The organism is Rahnella sp. ATs2, from assembly GCF_051851855.1.
GTDB classification, from domain to species: Bacteria; Pseudomonadota; Gammaproteobacteria; order Enterobacterales; family Enterobacteriaceae; genus Rahnella; species Rahnella variigena.
In genome coordinates this window covers 115,886-137,466 of record NZ_JBLYPL010000015.1, presented here as the reverse complement: position 1 = coordinate 137,466, position 21,581 = coordinate 115,886, and the positions used below count along the sequence as shown (strand labels likewise).

Below are 21,581 nucleotides of genomic sequence, written 5' to 3'. Positions count from 1 at the left end.
GAAACCGCAGGGAAATTTGAGTTAGTCGTTTCAGAAACGAGAAAGCGAAAATAAAACAGGGCACCCGAAGGTGCCCTGTGACGGCAGAAATTAGTGTTAAATTTCTACCTGCGTACCGAGTTCGATCACCCTGTTAGGCGGAATTTCAAACTGATCCGGTGCGCGTAAGGCGTTACGGCTGAGCGCCATAAAGAGCTTGCCACGGAAGTAGAGATACCACGGGCGTTTGGTCAGGATCAGCGATTCGTGCGACATAAAGAATGAGGTTTCCATCATCCGGCATGGCAGCCCTTCCAGACCACAGCGGTGGAAAACCTCTTCCACATTCGGCGTCTCTTTAAATCCGTAACTCGCGACCACACGCCAGAACGTCGGAGAAAGCTGTTCGATGGTGACGCGCCGGACGTTATGCACATAAGGCGCATCTTCGGTGCGTAACGTCAGCAGTACCACGCGTTCATGCAACACTTTGTTGTGCTTGAGGTTATGCAGCAAGGCAAACGGAATGACGTTGATGGCACGGGACATATACACCGCGGTTCCCGGAACGCGAACCGGCGGGGATTTCTCCAGAGACGCAATCATCGCTTCAAGAGAGTTGCCGTGCTCGTTCATGCGGCGCATAAGGCGGAAACGCTCGCTTTTCCAGGTAGTCATAACGATAAACATGCACAAACCCAACGTCAGCGGCAACCAGCCACCGGAGAACAGTTTCGTGGCATTCGCCGCGAACAGCGGGATATCCATAAACAGCAGACCGATCAGCAAAAGCCCCACCAGGAACGGTTTCCAGTGCCAGTTTTTAAGCGCCACCGTACAGGAAAGAATACTGGTCAGCACCATCGTACCGGTCACAGCAATACCGTATGCCGCCGCCAGGTTGCTCGAATGCTCGAAGCTGGCGATAACGATAACCACCGCAAAATACAGCAGCCAGTTAATGGCCGGGATATAAATCTGACCCGCTTCCATTTCTGAGGTGTGAATAATGCGCATCGGCGGCAGATAGCCCAGACGCACAGCCTGACGGGTCAGGGAGAACACTCCGGAGATAACAGCCTGAGACGCGATAATAGTCGCCAGCGTCGCCAGCACCAGTAACGGAATTAAAGCCCAGTCAGGTGCCAGCAGGAAGAACGGGTTTTTAATCGACTCCGGATCTTTGAGCAGCAATGCGCCCTGACCGAAGTAGTTAAGCACCAGAGAAGGCAGCACGACGGTGAACCAGGCCAGACGGATCGGGAATTTCCCGAAGTGCCCCATATCCGCATACAGCGCTTCCACGCCGGTAATCGACAGAACAACCGCACCGAGCGCCAGGAAGGAAAACGACTTATGCTCGACAAAGAAGTTAACCGCCCACATCGGGTTCATGGCGCGAAGTACTTCAGGGTTCTGCATGATGCTGTTGACGCCGAGAACAGCCAGCGTCAGGAACCACAACAACATCACCGGCGCAAACAGTTTGCCCACGATGCCGGTGCCGTGTTTCTGAATAATGAAAAGCAGCGTCAGGACAGTAATAGAAAGAGGGACAATATAGGGGTCAAGTGAAGGTGCTGCGATTTCCAGACCTTCCATCGCGGAAAGAACAGAAATAGCCGGAGTGATCACCACTTCACCATAGAAGAAGCTTCCCCCAATCAGGCCGAGAATGACCAGTACGGCGGTGGTGCGTGCCGAAGTGTTTCTGCCCGCCAGAGACATCAGCGTCAGAATACCGCCCTCACCTGCGTTGTCCGCCCGCATCACATACGTGAGGTACTTGAGCGAAACAATGAGGATTAACATCCAGAAAATCAGAGAAAGAAAACCAAAAACGACGCTGGGTTCAACGTTGAAACCATAATGACCGGAAAAACACTCTCTTAAGGTATAGAGAGGACTGGTACCAATGTCGCCATAGACCACACCAATGGCGGCCAGGGTTACTGCTGGGAGTGACCGTTTATGTTCAGTGCTCATATTTCGTTTCTTTTCTTTTTTGCTCGAACATCTGTAAGCGATGCGTGCGCTCAGTCTTATGATGCCCACTAAAAGGCGCACAGTATGCACGAATAAATCTGATTGCCTACCCTTAAATGTGCAGCTAAACCAGGGTTCAGATGAACGGGGTCACAATTTTGATAATAGAAAATTTTTAGTAATCAACAAGCTATAACGATAAAAATAATCGTAGCTTCTCATAAGAACCCAGTACACTATTCAACAACTAAATGGAAACCGGAAGAGACAGTATGGCGCAATCTCCCCTTCTGGCAGAACGGATCGCCCGTCTTGCTAACGCACTAGAACATGGCCTGTACGAGCGGCAGGATGCCATACGACTTTGCCTGCTGGCCGCACTGTGCGGTGAAAGCGTTTTCCTGCTCGGCCCGCCGGGTATTGCAAAAAGTCTGATTGCCCGCCGTCTGAAATTTGCCTTCCGTCACGCCCGCGCGTTTGAATATCTTATGACGCGCTTTTCCACGCCGGAAGAAGTCTTTGGTCCGCTGTCGATTCAGGCCCTGAAAGATGAAGGCCGTTATCTGCGTCTGACCGAAGGTTATCTGCCGGAAGCTGAAATTGTCTTCCTTGATGAAATTTGGAAAGCAGGCCCTGCCATCCTTAATACGCTACTGACGGCCATCAACGAACGTCGTTTCCGTAATGGCGAGCGCGAAGCCCCTATTCCGATGCGCCTGCTGGTCAGTGCGTCTAACGAATTGCCTGAAGCCGACGGCGGTCTGGAAGCGCTGTATGACCGTATGCTGATCCGTCTGTGGCTGGATAAAGTGCAGGATAAGCAAAATTTCCGCTCGCTGCTCACCAGCCGCAATAATGAAAGCACCAATCCGGTGGCAGAGTCCCTGAGTATCAGCGATGAAGAATACCAACAATGGCAGCCGGAAATCGACAAAGTTACGCTTTCAGACAGCTGCTTTGAACTGATTTTCCAGTTGCGCCAGCGTCTTGATGCCCTGGATACCGCGCCTTATGTCTCCGACCGTCGCTGGAAAAAAGCCCTGCGTCTGTTGCAGGCCTGCGCCTTCTTCAGCGGCCGGAATGCGATCACGCCAGTCGATCTGATCCTGCTCAAAGACTGTTTATGGCACGACCTGAACACCTATAACCTGCTGCAAACGCAGATCGAACAGCTGATCACCGAACAGGCTTTTCAGCAGCAAACATTGCTGATGAAAATCCAGCAGCTTAATCAGCAATGGATGCAGCATCAGCAGCAACAAAGCTCACAGCAGTCCATCAAGCTGAGCAAAAAAGCCGGAATATTCAGCCGCAAGCCGCAATACTCCCTGCCTGACACGATGACCACCACCAGCCTGACATTATTACTGCAAACGCCTTTGCATCTGCATGACATTAAAGTCACGCATTTGCTGTTTGAACGTATCGTTCTGGAGGATTGGCTCAATAAAGGGGGCGTACTGAAAGCCAAAATCAATGGCATTGGCTTTGCTCAGACCGTTGATCTGGAAATCGACGATAAACAGCAATTGCTGGTGCTGGATGTGAGTCGTCAGAGCACACCGCTGACCCTGCCAGGACATGAGCATATTGCCGTTCCCGATGAGATGAAAAATACGCTCAGCGATCTCACCGCAAAACTGGCTCAGCAAAGGCATGAATTCGGCCAGCAGCAAAACTGCCTGTTTGTGCCGGCAGAATGGATGGCAAAAATAGAGGCCAGCCTGTTGCAGGTATCTGAACAGCTGCGTCATCAGCAACAGACGTTCAGCGGACACTGATCATGTTCAGTCTGGAGTCTTTGGATCTTCTGCTGGCCATCAGCGAGGCTGAACTGATTGAGGAATCGATCATCGGCCTGCTGGCGGCACCGGCAATGGCGGTTTTCTTCAAGAAATTCCCACGTCTCAAACGGGCGCTGACCAAAGATCTTCCCGAATGGAAGATGCGCCTTCGCCAGAGGATCCACGAAACCCCTGTTCCGGAAGATCTGGCGAAAGAATTCTATCTTTATCAGCATTGCCAGCAGACTGATGCCGTTACTTTTCAGTCGGAACTGCCTGCGCTTCTTGAAGAGCTTGAACGGCTAAGCTCCCCTTTCACCACAGAAGCCCGAACGTTGCAGGAGAATCATGAAGCCTCCCGCACCGCCAAAACTGGCAACAGCTTTCAGACCCTGTTCCTGCAGCGCTGGCGCCTGAATCTGACCTTCCAGACGGTGACCGTTCATCAGCAGTTACTGGAACAGGAACAGGAGCAGCTGCAGGAAGAATTGCTGCAACGCCTGGAGCTCAGCAGCGAGCTCTCTCCTTTATTAGCAGAGAACGATACGGCGGCCGGTCGTTTATGGGATATGAGTAAAGGAAAGCGCATGCGTGGCGATATCCAGTCGCTGGCGCGTTTCGGGGCATTTCTGCAGCAGCAACCTGAACTGATGCATCTGGCCGAACAGCTGGGGCGCAGTCAGACCGTCAAAACCAGCCCGCATGAAGATGCCAAAATGGAAACGCACCGGCTGATGGTGCGTGAACCCGCGACGGTACCGGAAGAAGTCAACGGTATCCATCAGAGCGACGATATTTTGCGCCTGATGCCAACGGAACTGGTAACGCTGGGGCTTCCCGAACTGGAGTACGAATTTTACCGCCGCCTGCTGGAAAAGCGGCTGATGACTTATCGGCTGCAAGGTGATGTCTGGCGTGAGAAAGTGGTTAAACGCCCGGTGGTTTATCAGCAACAGGAACCACGACCGCGCGGGCCTTTTGTGGTGTGCGTCGATACCTCGGGTTCTATGGGCGGTTTTAACGAACAGTGCGCCAAAGCATTCTGTCTGGCACTACTGAAAATTGCACTGGCGGATAACCGCCGCTGTTACATCATGTTGTTCGCCAGTGAAGTGATCCATTATGAACTGACGTCCAACGGCGGTCTGGATCAGGCGCTGCGCTTTCTGGGACAGCATTTTCGCGGCGGTACCGATCTGGCAGCCTGTCTGAATGCCACGCTGGATAAACTGGCGTCACCACAATGGCATGATGCCGATGCCGTGGTCATTTCCGATTTTATCGCCCAGCGCCTGCCTGATGAGGTGCAAAGAAAAGTCAGAACGCTGCAAAAAGAAAAGCAGCATCGCTTTCATGCTCTGGCGATGTCACATTATGGCAAGCCCGGAATCCTGCGGATCTTCGATCACATCTGGCGCTTTGATACGGGCGTTAAAAGCCGCGTACAACGTCGCTGGCAGCGAAATTAAGCCTACAGAGAAAGATAACCATGACTGAAATCTATCAGCTCGATGAGCTGGATCGCGGGATCCTGAATGCATTGATGGAGAACGCCCGTACCCCTTATGCGGAACTGGCAAAAGTGTTCACGGTCAGCCCGGGAACTATCCACGTCCGCGTAGAGAAAATGAAGCAGGCAGGTATCATTACCGGCGCGCATATTACCGTTAATCCCAAGCAACTGGGTTATGACGTGTGCTGCTTTATTGGCATCATTTTAAAAAGCGCCAAGGATTATCCGTCAGCGCTGAAAAAGCTCGAGAGTATAGAAGAAGTGGTCGAAGCCTATTACACCACCGGGCATTACAGCATTTTCATTAAGATCATGTGCCGCTCGATTGATTCCCTCCAGCATGTACTTATCAACAAGATCCAGACAATTGACGAGATCCAGTCAACCGAGACGCTGATCTCCCTGCAGAACCCCATCACACGTACCATCCAGCCCTGAGCACTGATTTCTATACCCCTATTATCCACAGGTAGATCCCAGCTCATTCACAGCGTACAATAGCCTCCTTTTCCCGGGTGAGAGCACCATGTCTGACATTACCCTGATCAGTGGCAGTACGCTTGGCAGTGCCGAATATGTAGCAGAACACGTGGCTGAGAAACTGGAAGAAGCCGGTTTTTCCACTCAGATGTTCCATGGCCCCGAGCTCTATGAAGTTCCGCAGGAAGGGATCTGGCTGGTTGTGTGCTCGACACACGGCGCGGGCGAGTTACCTGATAACCTGCAACCTTTTTTGGAGCAGCTGGAAGATCAGCAACCCGATCTGTCTAAAGTACGCTTTGGCGCATTAGGCCTGGGCAGCAGTGAATATGACACCTTCTGTGGCGCGATCGGTACGTTGGATCAAAAACTGACGTCATTAGGGGCAAAACGGATCGGTGATCGTCTTGAGATCGACGTGACTCAACACGAAATTCCTGAGGATCCGGCCGAGGTTTGGGTGATCAACTGGATTAATTTGATCAAATAAGTGTAAATTTCAGGCGATCAGATGTGGATAACTATGCTTAAAAGCAGGGTAAAACCCGTAGTTATCCCTCTAACAACTCCTGTACGCTTTTCATGCTGTGCATAACTCTCACTTCTGATCCCAGCTTATACTGTCCAGGATCACCGATCATTCACAGCATTCGATCCTTCTTAGCATACTGATCTTCATAAACAAAAATGACTTATGCACAGAGGATCGCGATCTTAATAGAAGTATTAATAAGAGATCTTTAAATAAAAAAGATCTTCTTTTAATTAGTGAAGATCCCCGGGGACTTGTGGAAGCTCAAAACTTGAGTAGAATCCCTCCTCCCAACGCCATACAAAGAAAGTTCGCTTGAACGCCGAGGTGCAGTCGCATGTTTTATCCGGATCAATTTGACGTCATCATCATAGGTGGTGGTCATGCAGGTACCGAAGCCGCCATGGCTTCTGCACGCATGGGACGTCAGACCTTATTATTAACCCACAATATCGACACGCTGGGACAGATGTCGTGTAACCCTGCAATTGGCGGGATCGGGAAAGGACATCTGGTAAAAGAAGTGGACGCACTGGGCGGACTGATGGCCACGGCTATCGATCATGCGGGCATTCAGTTTAGGATACTAAACGCCAGCAAAGGCCCTGCTGTCAGGGCGACACGTGCTCAGGCTGACCGGGTTCTGTATCGCCATGCAGTACGCACCGCACTGGAAAACCAGCCAAACCTGATGATCTTCCAGCAACCGGTTGAAGACCTGATCGTCGAAAACGATCGTGTCGTGGGTGCTGTGACCAAAATGGGGCTGAAATTCCGCGCCAAATCGGTTGTTCTGACGGTGGGAACCTTTCTGGATGGGAAGATCCACATCGGTCTGGAGAACTACAGCGGTGGTCGTGCCGGAGATCCTCCTGCGATCTCCTTGTCCCAGCGCCTGCGTGAATTACCTTTACGCGTTAACCGTCTTAAAACCGGTACACCTCCGCGTATCGATGCCCGCACCATTGATTTCAGCGTGCTGGCACAACAACACGGTGATAATCCGGCACCGGTATTCTCATTTATGGGCAACGTGTCGCAGCATCCGCGCCAGATCCCGTGTTACATGACCTATACCAACGAAAAAACCCATGATGTGATCCGCAATAACCTGGATCGCAGCCCGATGTATGCCGGGATCATCGAAGGGATCGGCCCGCGTTACTGTCCGTCGATCGAAGATAAAGTCATGCGTTTTGCCGATCGCAATTCTCATCAGATCTTCCTTGAACCGGAAGGCCTGACCAGTAATGAAGTTTATCCAAACGGTATTTCCACCAGCCTGCCATTCGATGTGCAGATGCAGATCGTCCGGTCTATGCAGGGGATGGAAAATGCCGTCATCGTTCGTCCGGGTTATGCGATTGAATACGATTTCTTCGATCCGCGTGATTTGAAACCGACGCTGGAAAGCAAATTTATCGCCGGTCTGTTCTTTGCCGGACAGATCAACGGCACCACTGGTTATGAAGAAGCCGCTGCGCAGGGCTTGCTGGCTGGCATGAACGCTGCCCGTTGTGCCACTGAGCAGGAAGGCTGGGCACCGCGTCGCGACCAGGCTTATCTCGGTGTGCTGGTTGATGACCTGTGTACGCTGGGCACCAAAGAACCGTACCGCATGTTTACCTCACGTGCTGAGTACCGCCTGATGCTGCGCGAAGATAATGCCGATTTACGTCTGACTGAAAAAGGCCGTGAGTTAGGTCTGGTTGATGATGCTCGCTGGGCGCGCTTCAACGAAAAACTGGAAATGATCGAACAGGAACGTCAGCGCCTGCGTGGCATCTGGGTGAACCCGCATCATGCACAGGTTGAAGAAATTAACGCGCATCTTTCTGCTCCGCTTTCTAAAGAAGCCAGTGCGGAAGAGTTACTGCGTCGTCCTGAAATGACCTATGAGCTGATCACAAGTCTTTCCCCGTTCGCACCTTCCGTTCCGGATGTACAGGCGGCAGAACAGGTAGAAATTCAGATCAAATATGAAGGCTATATTGCCCGTCAGCAGGAAGAGATCGAAAAACAGCAGCGCAATGAAAACACCGTGCTGCCGGTTGATCTTGATTACCGGCAGGTGAATGGTCTTTCCAATGAAGTGATCGCCAAGCTTAATGATCACAAGCCGACCTCCATTGGTCAGGCATCGCGGATCTCGGGTATTACGCCTGCAGCTATCTCGATCTTGCTGATCTGGCTTAAAAAACAAGGCTTACTGCGCCGTAGCGCATAAATCACATCTCAATGACCGCCCTTTGTAGCCAAAGCGGCGGTCAGTTCTTACTTTTCCCATCTTTCTGAGTGTTTTATCATTTCTCTACCGGGCTGTTCCCGGAATATCGACTCTTTCTGAGGATTCACTGTGCAAAAGAAACTGGACTCGCTGCTTGCTGCGGCAGGAATAGCGTTACCCGATCAGCAAAAACAGCAACTGATTGGCTATGTTGAACTGCTGCATAAGTGGAACAAGGCCTATAACCTGACGTCTGTTCGTGACCCGATGCAAATGCTGGTACGTCATATCATGGACAGCATCGTGGTGAATGAACACCTGCAAGGCAGTCGTTTCATTGATGTCGGCACCGGTCCTGGTTTGCCAGGCGTTCCTCTGGCCATTGTTCGCCCTGATTCACACTTCACGCTGCTGGACAGCCTGGGTAAACGTGTACGCTTCCTGCGTCAGGTTCAGCATGAGCTCGGGCTGAAAAATATCGAACCGGTACAAAGCCGTGTGGAAGAGTTTGAGCCAGAGCCGCCGTTTGATGGGGTAATTAGCCGTGCTTTTGCATCTCTTCAGGATATGCTTTCCTGGTGCCATCATCTGCCGCAAAAAGGGCAGGGGCGGTTTTACGCCTTAAAAGGGGTCAGCCCTGATGATGAACTGGCCGCATTACCGGAAGGTATCACTTTGGAATCTGTCATAAAACTGCAGGTACCAGAACTTGACGGGGAACGTCATCTCGTCATTCTTCTCTCAAACTAAAGTTGCGTTTTATCAAATAATATTTAAAAAACGGCTGTGTTAACACAGTTAAAATGAGCAGGCTAATTATATAGCGGTGGCAAACTCTCTATCACCGCTTTTTTACACACTGATAGCATTTAAGAGATGTTTTTATTTTAATCCGGACTGTAATAGTCACTTGTGAAATTGAACGTCCGTCACCCTGCGGATATTCAACTTGTAATGAAAATGTTGTTATTTGTTGGGTTGTTGTGTCAATAAATCGTGGTTATTTTTAAATAAGTTTGTTTAACGAGCAGTGTTTTATTAACAAATTGATTTATAAAGGTTTTAAAAGGCCTGATTAGCTAAAGACATTCAAACAGTGCAGGGTATATAAAGTGTCCTGCGTTAATTATGTGATCCAGTGCACGCTTCTTTGTCGGGTGATGAAATAACCGTATCAAACCAAAAAGGGCAAATTCAGCTATAGTTTGGTTGTTAAAATAGTCGTGAAGGGGAAAATTTAAATAATTGTTCACCTTTTCGCTACTTATCCATTGAATTCGTCCCTGTGCCCCGTATAATTTGCTCGGTTTTTGCTGCTTGACTCAAAACAGTAAAGGCAGTGATATACGGCATTCAGTCTACCTCCAGCTAGGTACTTGATACGGAGAGAACAAACGTCATGTCTGTATCCGGTATTTTACACAGTACAAATAGTGTGAAGGTTGCCAGAAAGCTGTTGATACTGCAGTTATTGACCTTTGTTCTGCTCAGTGCAGTATTTGGTCTTAAAAGCCTGGAATGGACCACATCGGCTCTTATGGGTGGTTTGGCCGCCTGGGTGCCAAATGTACTGTTCATGCTGTTTGCATGGCGCCACCAGGCGCAAACAACGGTCTCTGGACGGGTTGCCTGGTCCTTTGCTATCGGAGAAGCGCTGAAGGTGCTGGTTACGGTGATCTTAATGGTTATCGCACTTGGCCTGTTTAAGGCGGCATTTGCTCCGTTGGGGTTGGCCTATTTATCGGTGTTGATGACCCAGATTTTGGCACCGGCCGTCATTAACAGTTACCGTACTTAACTACTAAAGGGTAAGAGGCATCATGTCTGCATCAGGAGAAATCTCTACTCCACAAGAGTATATCGGTCACCATCTGACTCAGCTTCAGATCGGGACGGGATTCTGGTCGATTAACATCGATTCGATGTTTTTCTCCGTGTTCCTCGGAGTACTCTTTCTGGTTATTTTCCATCGCGTAGCCAAAAACGCCACCAGCGGTGTCCCGGGTAAACTGCAAACCGCAGTTGAACTGGTCGTTGGTTTCGTCGACAGCAGCGTGCGTGACATGTATCACGGCAAAAGCAAAGTGATTGCACCTCTCGCGCTGACCGTCTTCGTCTGGGTGTTTATGATGAACCTGATGGATTTGCTGCCAATCGATTTGCTGCCATTCATCGGCGAGCACATCTTTGGTCTGCCAGCGTTGCGTGTGGTTCCTACGGCTGACGTGAACATCACGTTGTCCATGGCACTTGGCGTATTCATTCTGATTCTTTTCTATAGCATTAAGATGAAAGGCTTTGGCGGTTTCATTAAAGAACTGACAATGCAGCCATTCAATCATCCGGTTTTCATTCCGGTTAACCTGATTCTTGAAGGTGTCAGCCTGCTGTCTAAACCAGTTTCACTGGGTCTGCGACTGTTTGGCAATATGTATGCGGGTGAGTTGATCTTCATCCTTATTGCTGGCCTGTTGCCGTGGTGGTCACAGTGGGTTCTGAATGTGCCTTGGGCCATTTTCCACATACTGATCATTACGCTACAAGCCTTTATTTTCATGGTTCTGACGATTGTCTATCTCTCGATGGCATCTGAAAAACACTGATTTTCTTTCAACACTACTGCGTTTTAACTGAAACAAACTGGAGACTGTCATGGAAAACCTGAGTATGGATCTGCTGTACATGGCTGCCGCTGTGATGATGGGCCTGGCGGCAATCGGTGCTGCAATCGGTATCGGCATCTTGGGTGGTAAATTCTTGGAAGGTGCTGCACGTCAGCCTGACCTGATCCCTCTGTTGCGTACACAGTTCTTTATCGTTATGGGTCTGGTCGATGCAATCCCAATGATTGCGGTTGGTCTGGGTCTGTACGTGATGTTTGCTGTCGCCTAACACTGAGTTCGCTCAGCGTTAATCGAACTACATCAAATAATTCACTTTGAAAGAGGCATTGTGCTGTGAATCTTAACGCAACAATCCTCGGCCAGGCTATCGCGTTCGTCCTGTTTGTCTGGTTCTGCATGAAGTACGTATGGCCGCCAATTATGGCTGCCATCGAAAAACGTCAGAAAGAAATTTCTGAAGGTTTATCTTCCGCAGAACGTGCCAAAAAAGAGCTGGACTTAGCGCAAGCCGATGCGACCGACCAACTGAAGAAAGCCAAAGCAGAAGCTCAGGTAATCATCGATCAGGCGAACAAGCGTAAAGCTCAAATCGTCGACGAAGCAAAAGCTGAAGCCGAGCAGGAACGTAACAAGATCGTGACGCAAGCCAAGGCAGAGATCGACGCCGAACGCCAACGCGCCCGTGAAGAGTTGCGTAAGCAAGTCGGAATTTTGGCCATTGCTGGCGCCGAGAAGATCATCGAACGTTCCGTGGATGAAGCTGCTAACAGCGACATCGTTGATAAACTGGTCGCTGAACTGTAAGGAGGGAGGGGCTGATGTCTGAATTTGTAACTGTAGCTCGCCCCTACGCCAAAGCAGCTTTTGACTTTGCCGTTGAGCACCAAAGCTTAGATCGCTGGCAATCCATGCTAGCGTTCACGGCTGAAGTCACGCGCAATGAACAAATTGAAGAACTGCTTTCCGGTGCTAGCGCGCCTGAAACTTTGTCTAAAACGTTTATTGCCGTATGTGGTGACGAACTCGACGACGCAGGCCAAAACCTGATTAAGGTAATGGCTGAAAATGGACGTTTACGCGTTCTTCCGCAAGTGCTGGAGCAGTTTATCGAACTGCGCGCCTCTCTCGAGGCTGTTGCTGAAGTTGAAGTGACTTCAGCAAATCCGCTTACGGAAGAACAGCAGGCAAAAATTGCTGCTGCGATGGAAAAACGTCTGTCTCGCAAAGTTAAGCTGAATTGCAAAATTGACAAGTCTGTTCTTGCCGGTGTCGTAATCCGTGCAGGTGATATGGTGATTGATGGCAGCGTTCGCAGTCGTCTTGAACGCCTGGCAGACGTCTTGCAGTCTTAAGGGGACTGGAGCATGCAACTGAATTCCACCGAAATCAGCGAACTGATCAAGCAGCGCATTGCTCAGTTCAATGTGGTGAGCGAAGCTCACAATGAAGGTACTATCGTTTCCGTCAGTGACGGGATCATCCGCGTGCACGGCTTAGCCGATGTCATGCAAGGCGAAATGATTGCGCTGCCGGGTAACCGCTACGCTATCGCCCTGAACCTGGAGCGCGACTCTGTAGGTGCCGTTGTAATGGGCCCTTACGCTGACCTCGCCGAAGGTATGAAAGTAAAATGTACGGGTCGTATCCTGGAAGTTCCTGTTGGCCGTGGCCTGTTAGGTCGCGTTGTTAACACCCTGGGTGCACCTATTGACGGTAAAGGTCCGGTAGAGCATGACGGCTTCTCAGCTGTTGAAGCGATCGCACCTGGCGTTATCGAACGTCAGTCCGTAGATGAGCCTGTGCAAACAGGTTATAAGTCCGTTGATGCCATGATCCCAATTGGTCGTGGTCAGCGTGAACTGGTCATCGGTGACCGTCAAACCGGTAAAACAGCTCTGGCGATCGATGCGATCATCAACCAGCGTGATTCCGGCATCAAATGTATCTATGTGGCTATCGGCCAGAAAGCGTCCACTATTTCTAACGTGGTTCGTAAACTGGAAGAGCACGGCGCACTGGCAAACACCATCGTTGTTGTTGCAACTGCATCAGAATCTGCTGCACTGCAATACCTGGCACCGTACTCCGGTTGCGCAATGGGTGAATACTTCCGTGACCGCGGTGAAGACGCACTGATCGTTTATGATGACCTGTCTAAACAGGCTGTTGCTTACCGTCAGATTTCCCTGCTGCTTCGTCGTCCACCAGGTCGTGAAGCTTACCCTGGCGACGTTTTCTATCTCCACTCCCGTCTGCTGGAACGTGCTGCGCGTGTTAACGCCGAGTATGTTGAAGCATTCACCAAGGGTGAAGTGAAAGGCAAAACCGGTTCCCTGACTGCGCTTCCAATTATCGAAACGCAAGCAGGTGACGTTTCCGCGTTCGTTCCGACCAACGTAATCTCGATTACAGATGGTCAGATCTTCCTGGAATCAAACCTGTTCAACGCCGGTATTCGTCCTGCGGTTAACCCGGGTATTTCGGTATCCCGTGTTGGTGGTGCTGCTCAGACTAAGATCATGAAGAAACTGTCCGGTGGTATTCGTACTGCTCTGGCACAGTATCGTGAGCTGGCTGCGTTCTCGCAGTTCGCCTCAGATCTGGACGAAGCAACGCGTAAACAGCTGAACCATGGTCAGAAAGTGACCGAGCTGCTGAAGCAGAAGCAATACGCTCCGATGTCAATCGTCGCGCAGTCTCTGATCATCTTCGCAGCAGAACGTGGTTATCTGGAAGACGTTGAATTGTCTAAAGTCGGTAGCTTCGAAGCGGCACTGTTGGCTTATGCCGACCGTGAGCACGGCGAGCTTCTGCAGCAAATCAACCAAACTGGTGCGTATAACGATGAGATCGAGGGTAAATTCAAAAATATCCTCGATACCTTCAAAGCAACCCAGTCCTGGTAACACTAAACGGTCCTGCTGGTATTAAAACCCGGCAGGCCGTTTGGTCTTGAGGAGAAGCAGAGATGGCCGGCGGAAAAGAGATACGTAGTAAGATCAGCAGCGTGCAAAACACGCAAAAGATCACTAAAGCGATGGAAATGGTCGCCGCCTCCAAAATGCGTAAAACGCAGGATCGCATGGCGGCCAGCCGTCCTTATGCAGAAACCATCCGTGAAGTGATTGGTCACCTCGCGCTTGGTAATCTGGAATACAAGCACCCGTACCTGGATGAGCGTGAAATTAAGCGCGTCGGGTATCTGGTGGTGTCTACCGACCGTGGTCTTTGTGGTGGTCTGAACATTAACCTGTTCAAAAAGCTGCTGTCAGAGATGAAAGGCTGGTCCGAAAAAGGTGTTGAAGTTGATCTCGCACTGATCGGTTCCAAAGCAGCCTCTTTCTTCGGCTCCGTAGGGGGCAACGTTGTTGCTCAGGTGACTGGCATGGGGGATAACCCTTCTCTGTCAGAACTGATCGGACCCGTAAAAGTGATGTTGCAGGCTTTCGACGAAGGTCGCTTAGACAAGTTATGCGTTGTCAGCAATAAATTTATCAATACCATGTCTCAGGAACCCCGCATCGTTCAGCTGTTACCACTGCCACCGGCAGAAGATGGCGAACTGGCGAAGAAGTCCTGGGATTACCTGTATGAGCCGGACCCTAAAGCCTTGCTGGACACCCTCCTGCGTCGCTACGTGGAATCTCAGGTTTATCAGGGCGTCGTAGAAAACCTGGCCAGCGAACAGGCCGCGCGAATGGTAGCGATGAAAGCCGCAACCGATAACGGCGGCAGCCTGATCAAAGAGCTGCAGTTGGTATACAACAAAGCTCGTCAGGCCAGCATCACTCAGGAACTCACCGAGATCGTCGGGGGAGCCTCCGCGGTTTAAGCTAGGTTTACGAATTACGTAGAGGATTCAAGATGGCTACTGGAAAGATTATCCAGGTAATCGGCGCCGTGGTGGACGTCGAGTTCCCTCAGGATGCAGTACCGAACGTGTACAATGCTCTTGAGGTAGAAAACGGTACCTCCAAACTGGTGCTGGAAGTACAGCAACAGTTAGGCGGCGGCGTTGTTCGTTGTATCGCAATGGGTACCTCAGACGGCCTGCGTCGCGGTCTGAAAGTGAACAACCTGGAACACCCAATTGAAGTTCCGGTTGGTAAAGCGACTCTGGGTCGTATCATGAACGTATTGGGTGAACCAATCGACATGAAAGGTGAAATCGGCGAAGAAGAACGTCGTGCTATTCACCGTGCTGCGCCTTCTTATGAAGAGCTGGCAAACTCCCAGGAATTGCTGGAAACCGGTATCAAAGTTATGGACCTGATGTGTCCGTTCGCTAAGGGCGGTAAAGTCGGTCTGTTCGGTGGTGCGGGTGTGGGTAAAACTGTAAACATGATGGAGCTGATCCGTAACATCGCGATCGAGCACTCCGGTTATTCTGTGTTTGCGGGCGTGGGTGAACGTACTCGTGAGGGTAACGACTTCTATCACGAAATGACCGACTCCAACGTTATCGACAAAGTTTCTCTGGTCTATGGTCAGATGAATGAGCCACCTGGTAACCGTCTGCGCGTTGCACTGACCGGCCTGACCATGGCGGAGAAATTCCGTGATGAAGGTCGTGACGTACTGCTGTTCGTTGACAACATTTACCGTTACACCCTGGCCGGTACCGAAGTGTCTGCACTTCTGGGTCGTATGCCATCAGCGGTAGGTTATCAGCCAACGCTGGCGGAAGAGATGGGCGCTCTGCAAGAACGTATCACCTCGACCAAAAGTGGTTCTATCACCTCCGTACAGGCCGTTTACGTTCCTGCGGATGACTTGACTGACCCATCTCCAGCGACCACCTTCGCTCACTTAGATGCGACCGTGGTTCTGAGCCGTCAGATCGCGTCACTGGGTATCTACCCGGCGGTTGACCCACTGGATTCTACCAGCCGTCAGCTGGATCCACTGGTTGTTGGTCAGGAACACTACGATGTGGCTCGTGGCGTGCAGTCTATTTTGCAACGTTACCAGGAACTGAAAGACATCATCGCGATCCTGGGTATGGACGAATTGTCAGAAGATGACAAACTGGTCGTATCCCGTGCGCGTAAGATTCAGCGCTTCCTGTCCCAGCCATTCTTCGTGGCCGAAGTCTTCACCGGTTCTCCGGGCAAGTTCGTATCGCTGAAAGATACCATTCGTGGTTTCAAAGGTATTATGGACGGCGACTACGATCACCTGCCGGAACAAGCGTTCTACATGGTTGGCACCATTGATGAAGCAGTGGAAAAAGCCAAAAAACTGTAACGCTAGCTTGTTGTGAGAGAGGATGACATGGCTGAAAAAGCTTACCATCTGGACGTTGTCAGTGCTGAAAAACGTATGTTTGAAGGCATGGTACAAAAAATCCAGGTGACGGGTAGCGAAGGCGAGCTGGGGATTTTCCCCGGGCATGCTCCGCTGCTCACCGCCATCAAGCCTGGCATGGTGCGCATTGTTAAAGAACACGGTGAAGAAGAGTATATCTATCTTTCTGGTGGCATCCTTGAGGTGCAGCCGAATGCAACGACCGTGTTGGCTGATACTGCAATCCGTGGGCAAGACCTCGACGAAGCGCGCGCGCTTGAAGCTAAGCGCAAAGCGGAAGAACACATTAGTGGTTCTCACGGCGACGTTGATTACGCTCAGGCGTCAGCGGAACTGGCTAAGGCGATCGCGAAACTTCGCGTTATCGAACTGACCAGAAAAGCGATGTAACGACATCAGTTAGAAAAGCGACCTTCGGGTCGCTTTTTTTTTGCCTTTAAAAAAGTACATTTTCAGTGTTTTTCCCAACGCAAATTTTCGCTTTTAGTGGAATACTTGCGTGATTAATCGACACTTTACCCTCAGTTTTTTTGGTGTAGTCTATGCAGCATACAACCCTTGCTGACTGCGGTCTGCGGGTGGTTTTTGAAGCGAAATATGTAGTAATCCGCGCACTGAACGGGTTACTTTTGTCACTCAAATTGGATTTGTCAGGTTACTTATGTCGAACAGCGCACTGAGTGTGGTGATCCTTGCCGCGGGCAAGGGGACACGCATGTACTCCAACCTTCCGAAAGTTCTTCATCCTTTGGCCGGCAAGCCAATGGTTCAGCACGTCATTGATGCGGCCACGCAAGTGGGTGCCCGGAACGTGCATCTGGTCTATGGCCACGGCGGCGATTTACTGAAGAAAAATCTGGCAGGCAGTGATCTGAATTGGGTATTGCAGGCAGAGCAACTGGGCACAGGTCATGCAATGCAGCAGGCGGCGCCGTTCTTTGCCGATGATGAAGATGTGCTGATGCTGTACGGCGATGTTCCGCTGATTTCCGTCGAGACCCTGAACGAATTACTCAAAGCCAAGCCTGATGGCGGCATTGGTTTACTGACCGTTGTGCTGGATGACCCGACCGGTTATGGCCGCATTGTTCGTGAGAACGGTATTGTTACCGGCATCATTGAGCAGAAAGATGCCAGCGAAGAACAGCTGAAAATTCAGGAAATTAACACCGGTATTCTGGTGGCTAACGGCGCGTCATTCAAACGCTGGCTCGGTCAGCTGAACAACAATAACGCGCAGGGTGAATACTACATCACCGATATTATTGCGATGGCGCATGCTGAAGGGCATCTGATCGCCACCGTGCATCCGGCGCGAAACAGCGAAGTGGACGGCGTAAATAATCGCCTGCAACTTTCCCGTCTCGAGCGCGTATATCAGAGCGAACAGGCTGAGCGTCTGTTGCTGGAAGGCGTGATGTTGATGGATCCGGCGCGGTTTGATCTGCGCGGTGAACTGGCGCACGGTATTGATGTGGTGATCGACACTAACGTGATCATTGAAGGCCAGGTAAAACTGGGCGATCGCGTCAAAATTGGTACAGGCTGCGTGCTGAAGAACTGCGTGATAGGTGATGACTGTGAAGTCAGCCCGTACAGCGTGTTCGAAGATGCGGTGCTGGAAAGCGGTTGTACTGTCGGACCGTTTGCCCGTCTGCGCCCCGGCGCTGAACTGGCTGAAGGCGCGCATGTAGGTAATTTCGTCGAAATTAAAAAGGCGCGTCTGGGTAAAGGCTCGAAAGCCGGTCATCTTTCCTATCTTGGCGATGCCGAGATTGGCGACAACGTGAATATCGGTGCGGGCACCATCACCTGTAACTACGACGGCGTGAACAAGCATAAAACTGTCATCGGTAATGATGTCTTCGTCGGGTCTGACACACAGCTGGTCGCGCCAGTCACCGTGGGTAATAACGTGACTATCGCTGCGGGTACGACAGTGACGCGCGATGTGCCAGAAAACGGTCTGCTGCTAAGTCGTTTACCGCAGGTGCATAAACCTGACTGGCAGAAACCGGTGAAGAAAAAATAAGCTATTCTGAGATTTAAGCATTCAGGCGCAGTTCTCTGCGCCTGATGTTTGTTTATCTCATTGTGTTTTGGTCTGCGTTTTCTTCGAAATTCAGCCCAAAACATAATAATCCCCAACTCTCTACAAGGCTCGGGGAACCGCAAGTACACCGGAAAACGGGGCTTGTGGATAAATCAGGTCAGGCATCAAAAAAGGTCCCGAAGGACCTTCTATAGGAATAAAACTGATGTGTGGAATTGTAGGCGCTGTGGCGCAACGCGATATTGCTGAAATTTTGTTGGAAGGTTTACGCCGTCTCGAATACCGCGGTTATGACTCAGCCGGTCTGGCTGTGATTGATGCCGACGGGAAAATGGGACGTCTGCGTCGTCTGGGCAAAGTCCAGATGCTGGCCGATGCGCTGGATGAACATCCGTTGCACGGCGGTACCGGTATTGCTCACACCCGCTGGGCAACACATGGCGAGCCTTCTGAAGCCAATGCCCACCCGCATGTGTCTGATTACATTGCGGTAGTGCATAACGGTATTATCGAAAACCACGAACCTCTGCGTGAATTACTGATTGAACGCGGCTACCGTTTTGATTCTGAAACGGATACCGAAGTGATCGCGCATCTGGTGCATTGGGAACAACTTCAGGGCGGCACGCTGCTTGAAGTCGTTCAGCGTGTTATCCCGCAACTGCGTGGCGCGTACGGTACGGTAGTGATGGACCGCCGCGACCCGTCTGTTCTGGTCGCGGCCCGTTCCGGTAGCCCGCTGGTGATTGGTCGTGGCGTGGGTGAAAACTTCATCGCTTCCGACCAGCTGGCGCTGTTACCTGTTACCCGCCGCTTCCTGTTCCTGGAAGAAGGTGATGTTGCTGAGGTTAAGCGCCGTTCTGTCAGCGTATATGACAAAAATGGTCATGCCGTTGAGCGTGAAGAAATCGAATCCAAAGTACAGTACGACGCCGGTGACAAAGGCGTTTACCGTCACTACATGCAAAAAGAGATTTACGAACAGCCGCTGGCCATTAAAAACACCCTGGAAGGGCGTTTTAATCACGGCGAAGTCAATCTGAGCGAGCTGGGCGAAAAAGCTGACGAAATTCTGTCCCGTGTTCAGCACGTGCAGATCATCGCCTGCGGGACGTCTTACAATTCCGGCATGGTGGCTCGTTACTGGTTCGAATCTCTGGCCGGTATGCCATGTGATGTCGAAATCGCGTCAGAATTCCGCTATCGCAAATCCGCTGTTCGTCCGGGCAGCCTTATCATCACGCTTTCTCAGTCTGGTGAAACGGCTGATACGCTGGCAGCGCTGCGTCTGTCCAAAGAGCTGGGTTATCTCGGTTCTCTGGCGGTCTGTAACGTGGCCGGTTCTTCTCTGGTACGTGAATCCGATCTGGCGCTGATGACTAAAGCCGGAACCGAAATTGGCGTGGCCTCTACTAAAGCGTTCACCACGCAGCTGACCGTTCTGCTGATGCTGGTGGCTCGCATGGGCCGTCTGAAAGGGATTAGCCCGCAAGTTGAGCATGACATTGTTCACGCGCTCCAGGCGTTGCCTGCGCGTATCGAACAAATGCTGTCGCTGGATAAAACCATCGAATCTCTGGCTGAAGGTTTCTCTGACAAGCATCACGCCCTGTTCCTCGGTCGCGGCGATCAGTATCCGATCGCGATGGAAGGTGCACTGAAGCTGAAAGAGATTTCCTATATTCACGCAGAAGCTTATGCGGCGGGCGAGCTGAAACATGGCCCGCTGGCGCTGATTGACGCGGATATGCCGGTGATCGTCGTTGCACCTAATAACGAATTGCTGGAAAAACTGAAATCGAATATCGAAGAAGTGCGCGCCCGTGGCGGGCTGCTGTATGTCTTCGCCGATCAGGACGCCGGTTTCACTGACAGCGAAGGGATGAAAATTATCCAGCTGCCACACGTTGAAGAAATCGTCGCACCGATTTTCTACACCGTGCCGTTACAGTTGCTGTCCTACTACGTTGCGCTGATTAAAGGCACCGACGTTGACCAGCCGCGTAACCTGGCGAAGTCTGTGACCGTCGAATAAAATCGACCGGTTCAGTCGCTGATTCTCTGAGCGCCTTTCGGGGCGCTTTTTTATTGTTTCCGGTTTGTCTCTTTCTCAGTAAACGGTCACGATTTTCTTCTCTCAGACTTCGTAACCCGCGCCGGATAAGGTATAGTTCGCGTTTTTCTGAAGGTGCTTTGCTCAATGCAGACCGACTCCATTCGTCTTAACAAATACATCAGCGAGAGCGGAATTTGCTCGCGCCGCGATGCCGATCGTTACATCGAACAGGGAAATGTTTTTATTAACGGCAGGCGTGCCGCGGTAGGGGCTCAGGTATTTGCCGGCGATGTGGTGAAAGTGAATGGTCAGGTTATCGAGCCGCGTGATGAAGAAGATCTGGTACTGATCGCGCTGAACAAACCTGTCGGCATCATCACCACGATGGAAGAAGGTGAGCGGGACAACATCCGTGATTTCGTTAACCACAGCAAACGCGTCTTCCCGATTGGCCGTCTGGATAAAGATTCCCAGGGCCTGATTTTACTGACCAATCACGGTGATCTGGTCAACAAAATCCTGCGTGCCGGTAACGACCACGAAAAAGAATACATTGTGACCGTCAACAAGCCGATCACAGACGAGTTTATTGCCGGTATGGGCGCGGGCGTGCCGATGCTCGGTACCGTGACGAAAAAGTGCAAAGTGAAGAAAGAAGCGCCGATGGTGTTTCGTATTACGCTGGTTCAGGGGCTTAACCGCCAGATCCGCCGTATGACCAAGCACTTTGGTTTTGAAGTCACTAAGCTCGAACGCGTGCGCATCATGAACATCAATCTGAAAGGATTGCCGCTGGGCGAATGGCGCGACCTGACCGATGATGAACTGATTGAGTTATTTAAACTGATTGAAAATTCGTCGTCTGAAGATAAACCGGCGAAAAAAGCGCAGGCAAAAACTGCTCAGGCTAAGAAACCCACTGCTGCAAAACCCGCTGTCACAAAACCGAAAAATGCCGAAAAACCGGAGGGTAATTCAGGCTCCCGTAAGCGTTTTGCGCAGCCCGGACGTAAGAAGAAAGGGCGATAATTTGCCCGCTT

General features: G+C 51.0%; 19 protein-coding genes. 18 read left to right on the top strand and 1 reads right to left on the bottom strand.

Annotation, left to right across the window (positions count from 1 at the left end; translation table 11 throughout):
• Nucleotides 1–96: 96 nt before the first annotated feature.
• Nucleotides 97–1,965, bottom strand: a complete 1,869-nt coding sequence (gene kup, locus ACJY2G_RS17130; protein WP_430320943.1) for a low affinity potassium transporter Kup — start codon at nucleotides 1,963–1,965, stop codon at nucleotides 97–99.
• 272 nt (nucleotides 1,966–2,237) lie between these two features.
• On the opposite strand from kup, the gene ravA reads away from it, so the two are divergent.
• The 18 genes from ravA (at nucleotide 2,238) to rluF (ending at nucleotide 21,570) form a co-directional block, all read left to right on the top strand.
• Nucleotides 2,238–3,746 (top strand): ATPase RavA, encoded by a 1,509-nt coding sequence (ravA, locus tag ACJY2G_RS17125; RefSeq protein WP_120163944.1) that lies wholly within the window; start codon nucleotides 2,238–2,240, stop codon nucleotides 3,744–3,746.
• Between the two features lie 2 nt (nucleotides 3,747–3,748).
• Complete coding sequence (gene viaA, locus ACJY2G_RS17120; protein WP_430320944.1) at nucleotides 3,749–5,218, top strand: ATPase RavA stimulator ViaA; 1,470 nt, start codon at nucleotides 3,749–3,751, stop codon at nucleotides 5,216–5,218.
• Between the two features lie 20 nt (nucleotides 5,219–5,238).
• A complete protein-coding gene (gene asnC, locus ACJY2G_RS17115) occupies nucleotides 5,239–5,700 on the top strand; it encodes a transcriptional regulator AsnC (protein ID WP_095924057.1) in 462 nt (153 codons plus the stop codon).
• An 88-nt stretch (nucleotides 5,701–5,788) separates the two neighbouring features.
• Entirely contained in the window at nucleotides 5,789–6,232 is a 444-nt protein-coding gene (mioC, locus tag ACJY2G_RS17110) for an FMN-binding protein MioC (protein ID WP_112290852.1), read from the top strand.
• 379 nt (nucleotides 6,233–6,611) lie between these two features.
• Nucleotides 6,612–8,501, top strand: a complete 1,890-nt coding sequence (gene mnmG, locus ACJY2G_RS17105; RefSeq protein ID WP_120163946.1) for a tRNA uridine-5-carboxymethylaminomethyl(34) synthesis enzyme MnmG — start codon at nucleotides 6,612–6,614, stop codon at nucleotides 8,499–8,501.
• 129 nt (nucleotides 8,502–8,630) lie between these two features.
• On the top strand, nucleotides 8,631–9,251 hold the full coding sequence (rsmG, locus tag ACJY2G_RS17100) for a 16S rRNA (guanine(527)-N(7))-methyltransferase RsmG (RefSeq protein ID WP_120163947.1): 621 nt from the start codon (nucleotides 8,631–8,633) through the stop codon (nucleotides 9,249–9,251).
• 649 nt (nucleotides 9,252–9,900) lie between these two features.
• Entirely contained in the window at nucleotides 9,901–10,299 is a 399-nt protein-coding gene (gene atpI, locus ACJY2G_RS17095) for a F0F1 ATP synthase subunit I (protein WP_112290857.1), read from the top strand.
• A gap of 22 nt (nucleotides 10,300–10,321) precedes the next feature.
• Nucleotides 10,322–11,104, top strand: a complete 783-nt coding sequence (atpB, locus tag ACJY2G_RS17090; RefSeq protein WP_112290858.1) for a F0F1 ATP synthase subunit A — start codon at nucleotides 10,322–10,324, stop codon at nucleotides 11,102–11,104.
• A gap of 49 nt (nucleotides 11,105–11,153) precedes the next feature.
• Nucleotides 11,154–11,393 (top strand): F0F1 ATP synthase subunit C, encoded by a 240-nt coding sequence (gene atpE, locus ACJY2G_RS17085; protein ID WP_004093904.1) that lies wholly within the window; start codon nucleotides 11,154–11,156, stop codon nucleotides 11,391–11,393.
• Nucleotides 11,394–11,458: 65 nt separating this feature from the next.
• The gene (gene atpF, locus ACJY2G_RS17080) at nucleotides 11,459–11,929 is read left to right on the top strand and encodes a F0F1 ATP synthase subunit B (RefSeq protein ID WP_095924051.1); all 471 of its coding nucleotides are present in this window, start codon (nucleotides 11,459–11,461) and stop codon (nucleotides 11,927–11,929) included.
• Between the two features lie 14 nt (nucleotides 11,930–11,943).
• The gene (gene atpH / locus ACJY2G_RS17075) at nucleotides 11,944–12,477 is read left to right on the top strand and encodes a F0F1 ATP synthase subunit delta (RefSeq protein WP_015699277.1); all 534 of its coding nucleotides are present in this window, start codon (nucleotides 11,944–11,946) and stop codon (nucleotides 12,475–12,477) included.
• Nucleotides 12,478–12,489: 12 nt separating this feature from the next.
• Nucleotides 12,490–14,031: a F0F1 ATP synthase subunit alpha gene (gene atpA, locus ACJY2G_RS17070; RefSeq protein WP_013577682.1), complete on the top strand. Its 1,542-nt coding sequence runs from the start codon at nucleotides 12,490–12,492 to the stop codon at nucleotides 14,029–14,031.
• Nucleotides 14,032–14,093: 62 nt separating this feature from the next.
• Nucleotides 14,094–14,957 carry a F0F1 ATP synthase subunit gamma gene (gene atpG / locus ACJY2G_RS17065; RefSeq protein ID WP_112290861.1) on the top strand — a complete coding sequence of 288 codons (864 nt, stop codon included), beginning with the start codon at nucleotides 14,094–14,096 and terminating at the stop codon, nucleotides 14,955–14,957.
• A gap of 32 nt (nucleotides 14,958–14,989) precedes the next feature.
• Entirely contained in the window at nucleotides 14,990–16,372 is a 1,383-nt protein-coding gene (atpD, locus tag ACJY2G_RS17060) for a F0F1 ATP synthase subunit beta (RefSeq protein WP_015699278.1), read from the top strand.
• 27 nt (nucleotides 16,373–16,399) lie between these two features.
• On the top strand, nucleotides 16,400–16,822 hold the full coding sequence (locus tag ACJY2G_RS17055) for a F0F1 ATP synthase subunit epsilon (protein ID WP_095924048.1): 423 nt from the start codon (nucleotides 16,400–16,402) through the stop codon (nucleotides 16,820–16,822).
• A gap of 271 nt (nucleotides 16,823–17,093) precedes the next feature.
• Nucleotides 17,094–18,464: a bifunctional UDP-N-acetylglucosamine diphosphorylase/glucosamine-1-phosphate N-acetyltransferase GlmU gene (gene glmU / locus ACJY2G_RS17050; RefSeq protein WP_430320945.1), complete on the top strand. Its 1,371-nt coding sequence runs from the start codon at nucleotides 17,094–17,096 to the stop codon at nucleotides 18,462–18,464.
• 226 nt (nucleotides 18,465–18,690) lie between these two features.
• Nucleotides 18,691–20,520: a glutamine--fructose-6-phosphate transaminase (isomerizing) gene (gene glmS, locus ACJY2G_RS17045; protein ID WP_430320946.1), complete on the top strand. Its 1,830-nt coding sequence runs from the start codon at nucleotides 18,691–18,693 to the stop codon at nucleotides 20,518–20,520.
• A gap of 165 nt (nucleotides 20,521–20,685) precedes the next feature.
• Entirely contained in the window at nucleotides 20,686–21,570 is an 885-nt protein-coding gene (gene rluF, locus ACJY2G_RS17040; RefSeq protein ID WP_430320947.1) for a 23S rRNA pseudouridine(2604) synthase RluF, read from the top strand.
• Nucleotides 21,571–21,581 lie beyond the last annotated feature (11 nt).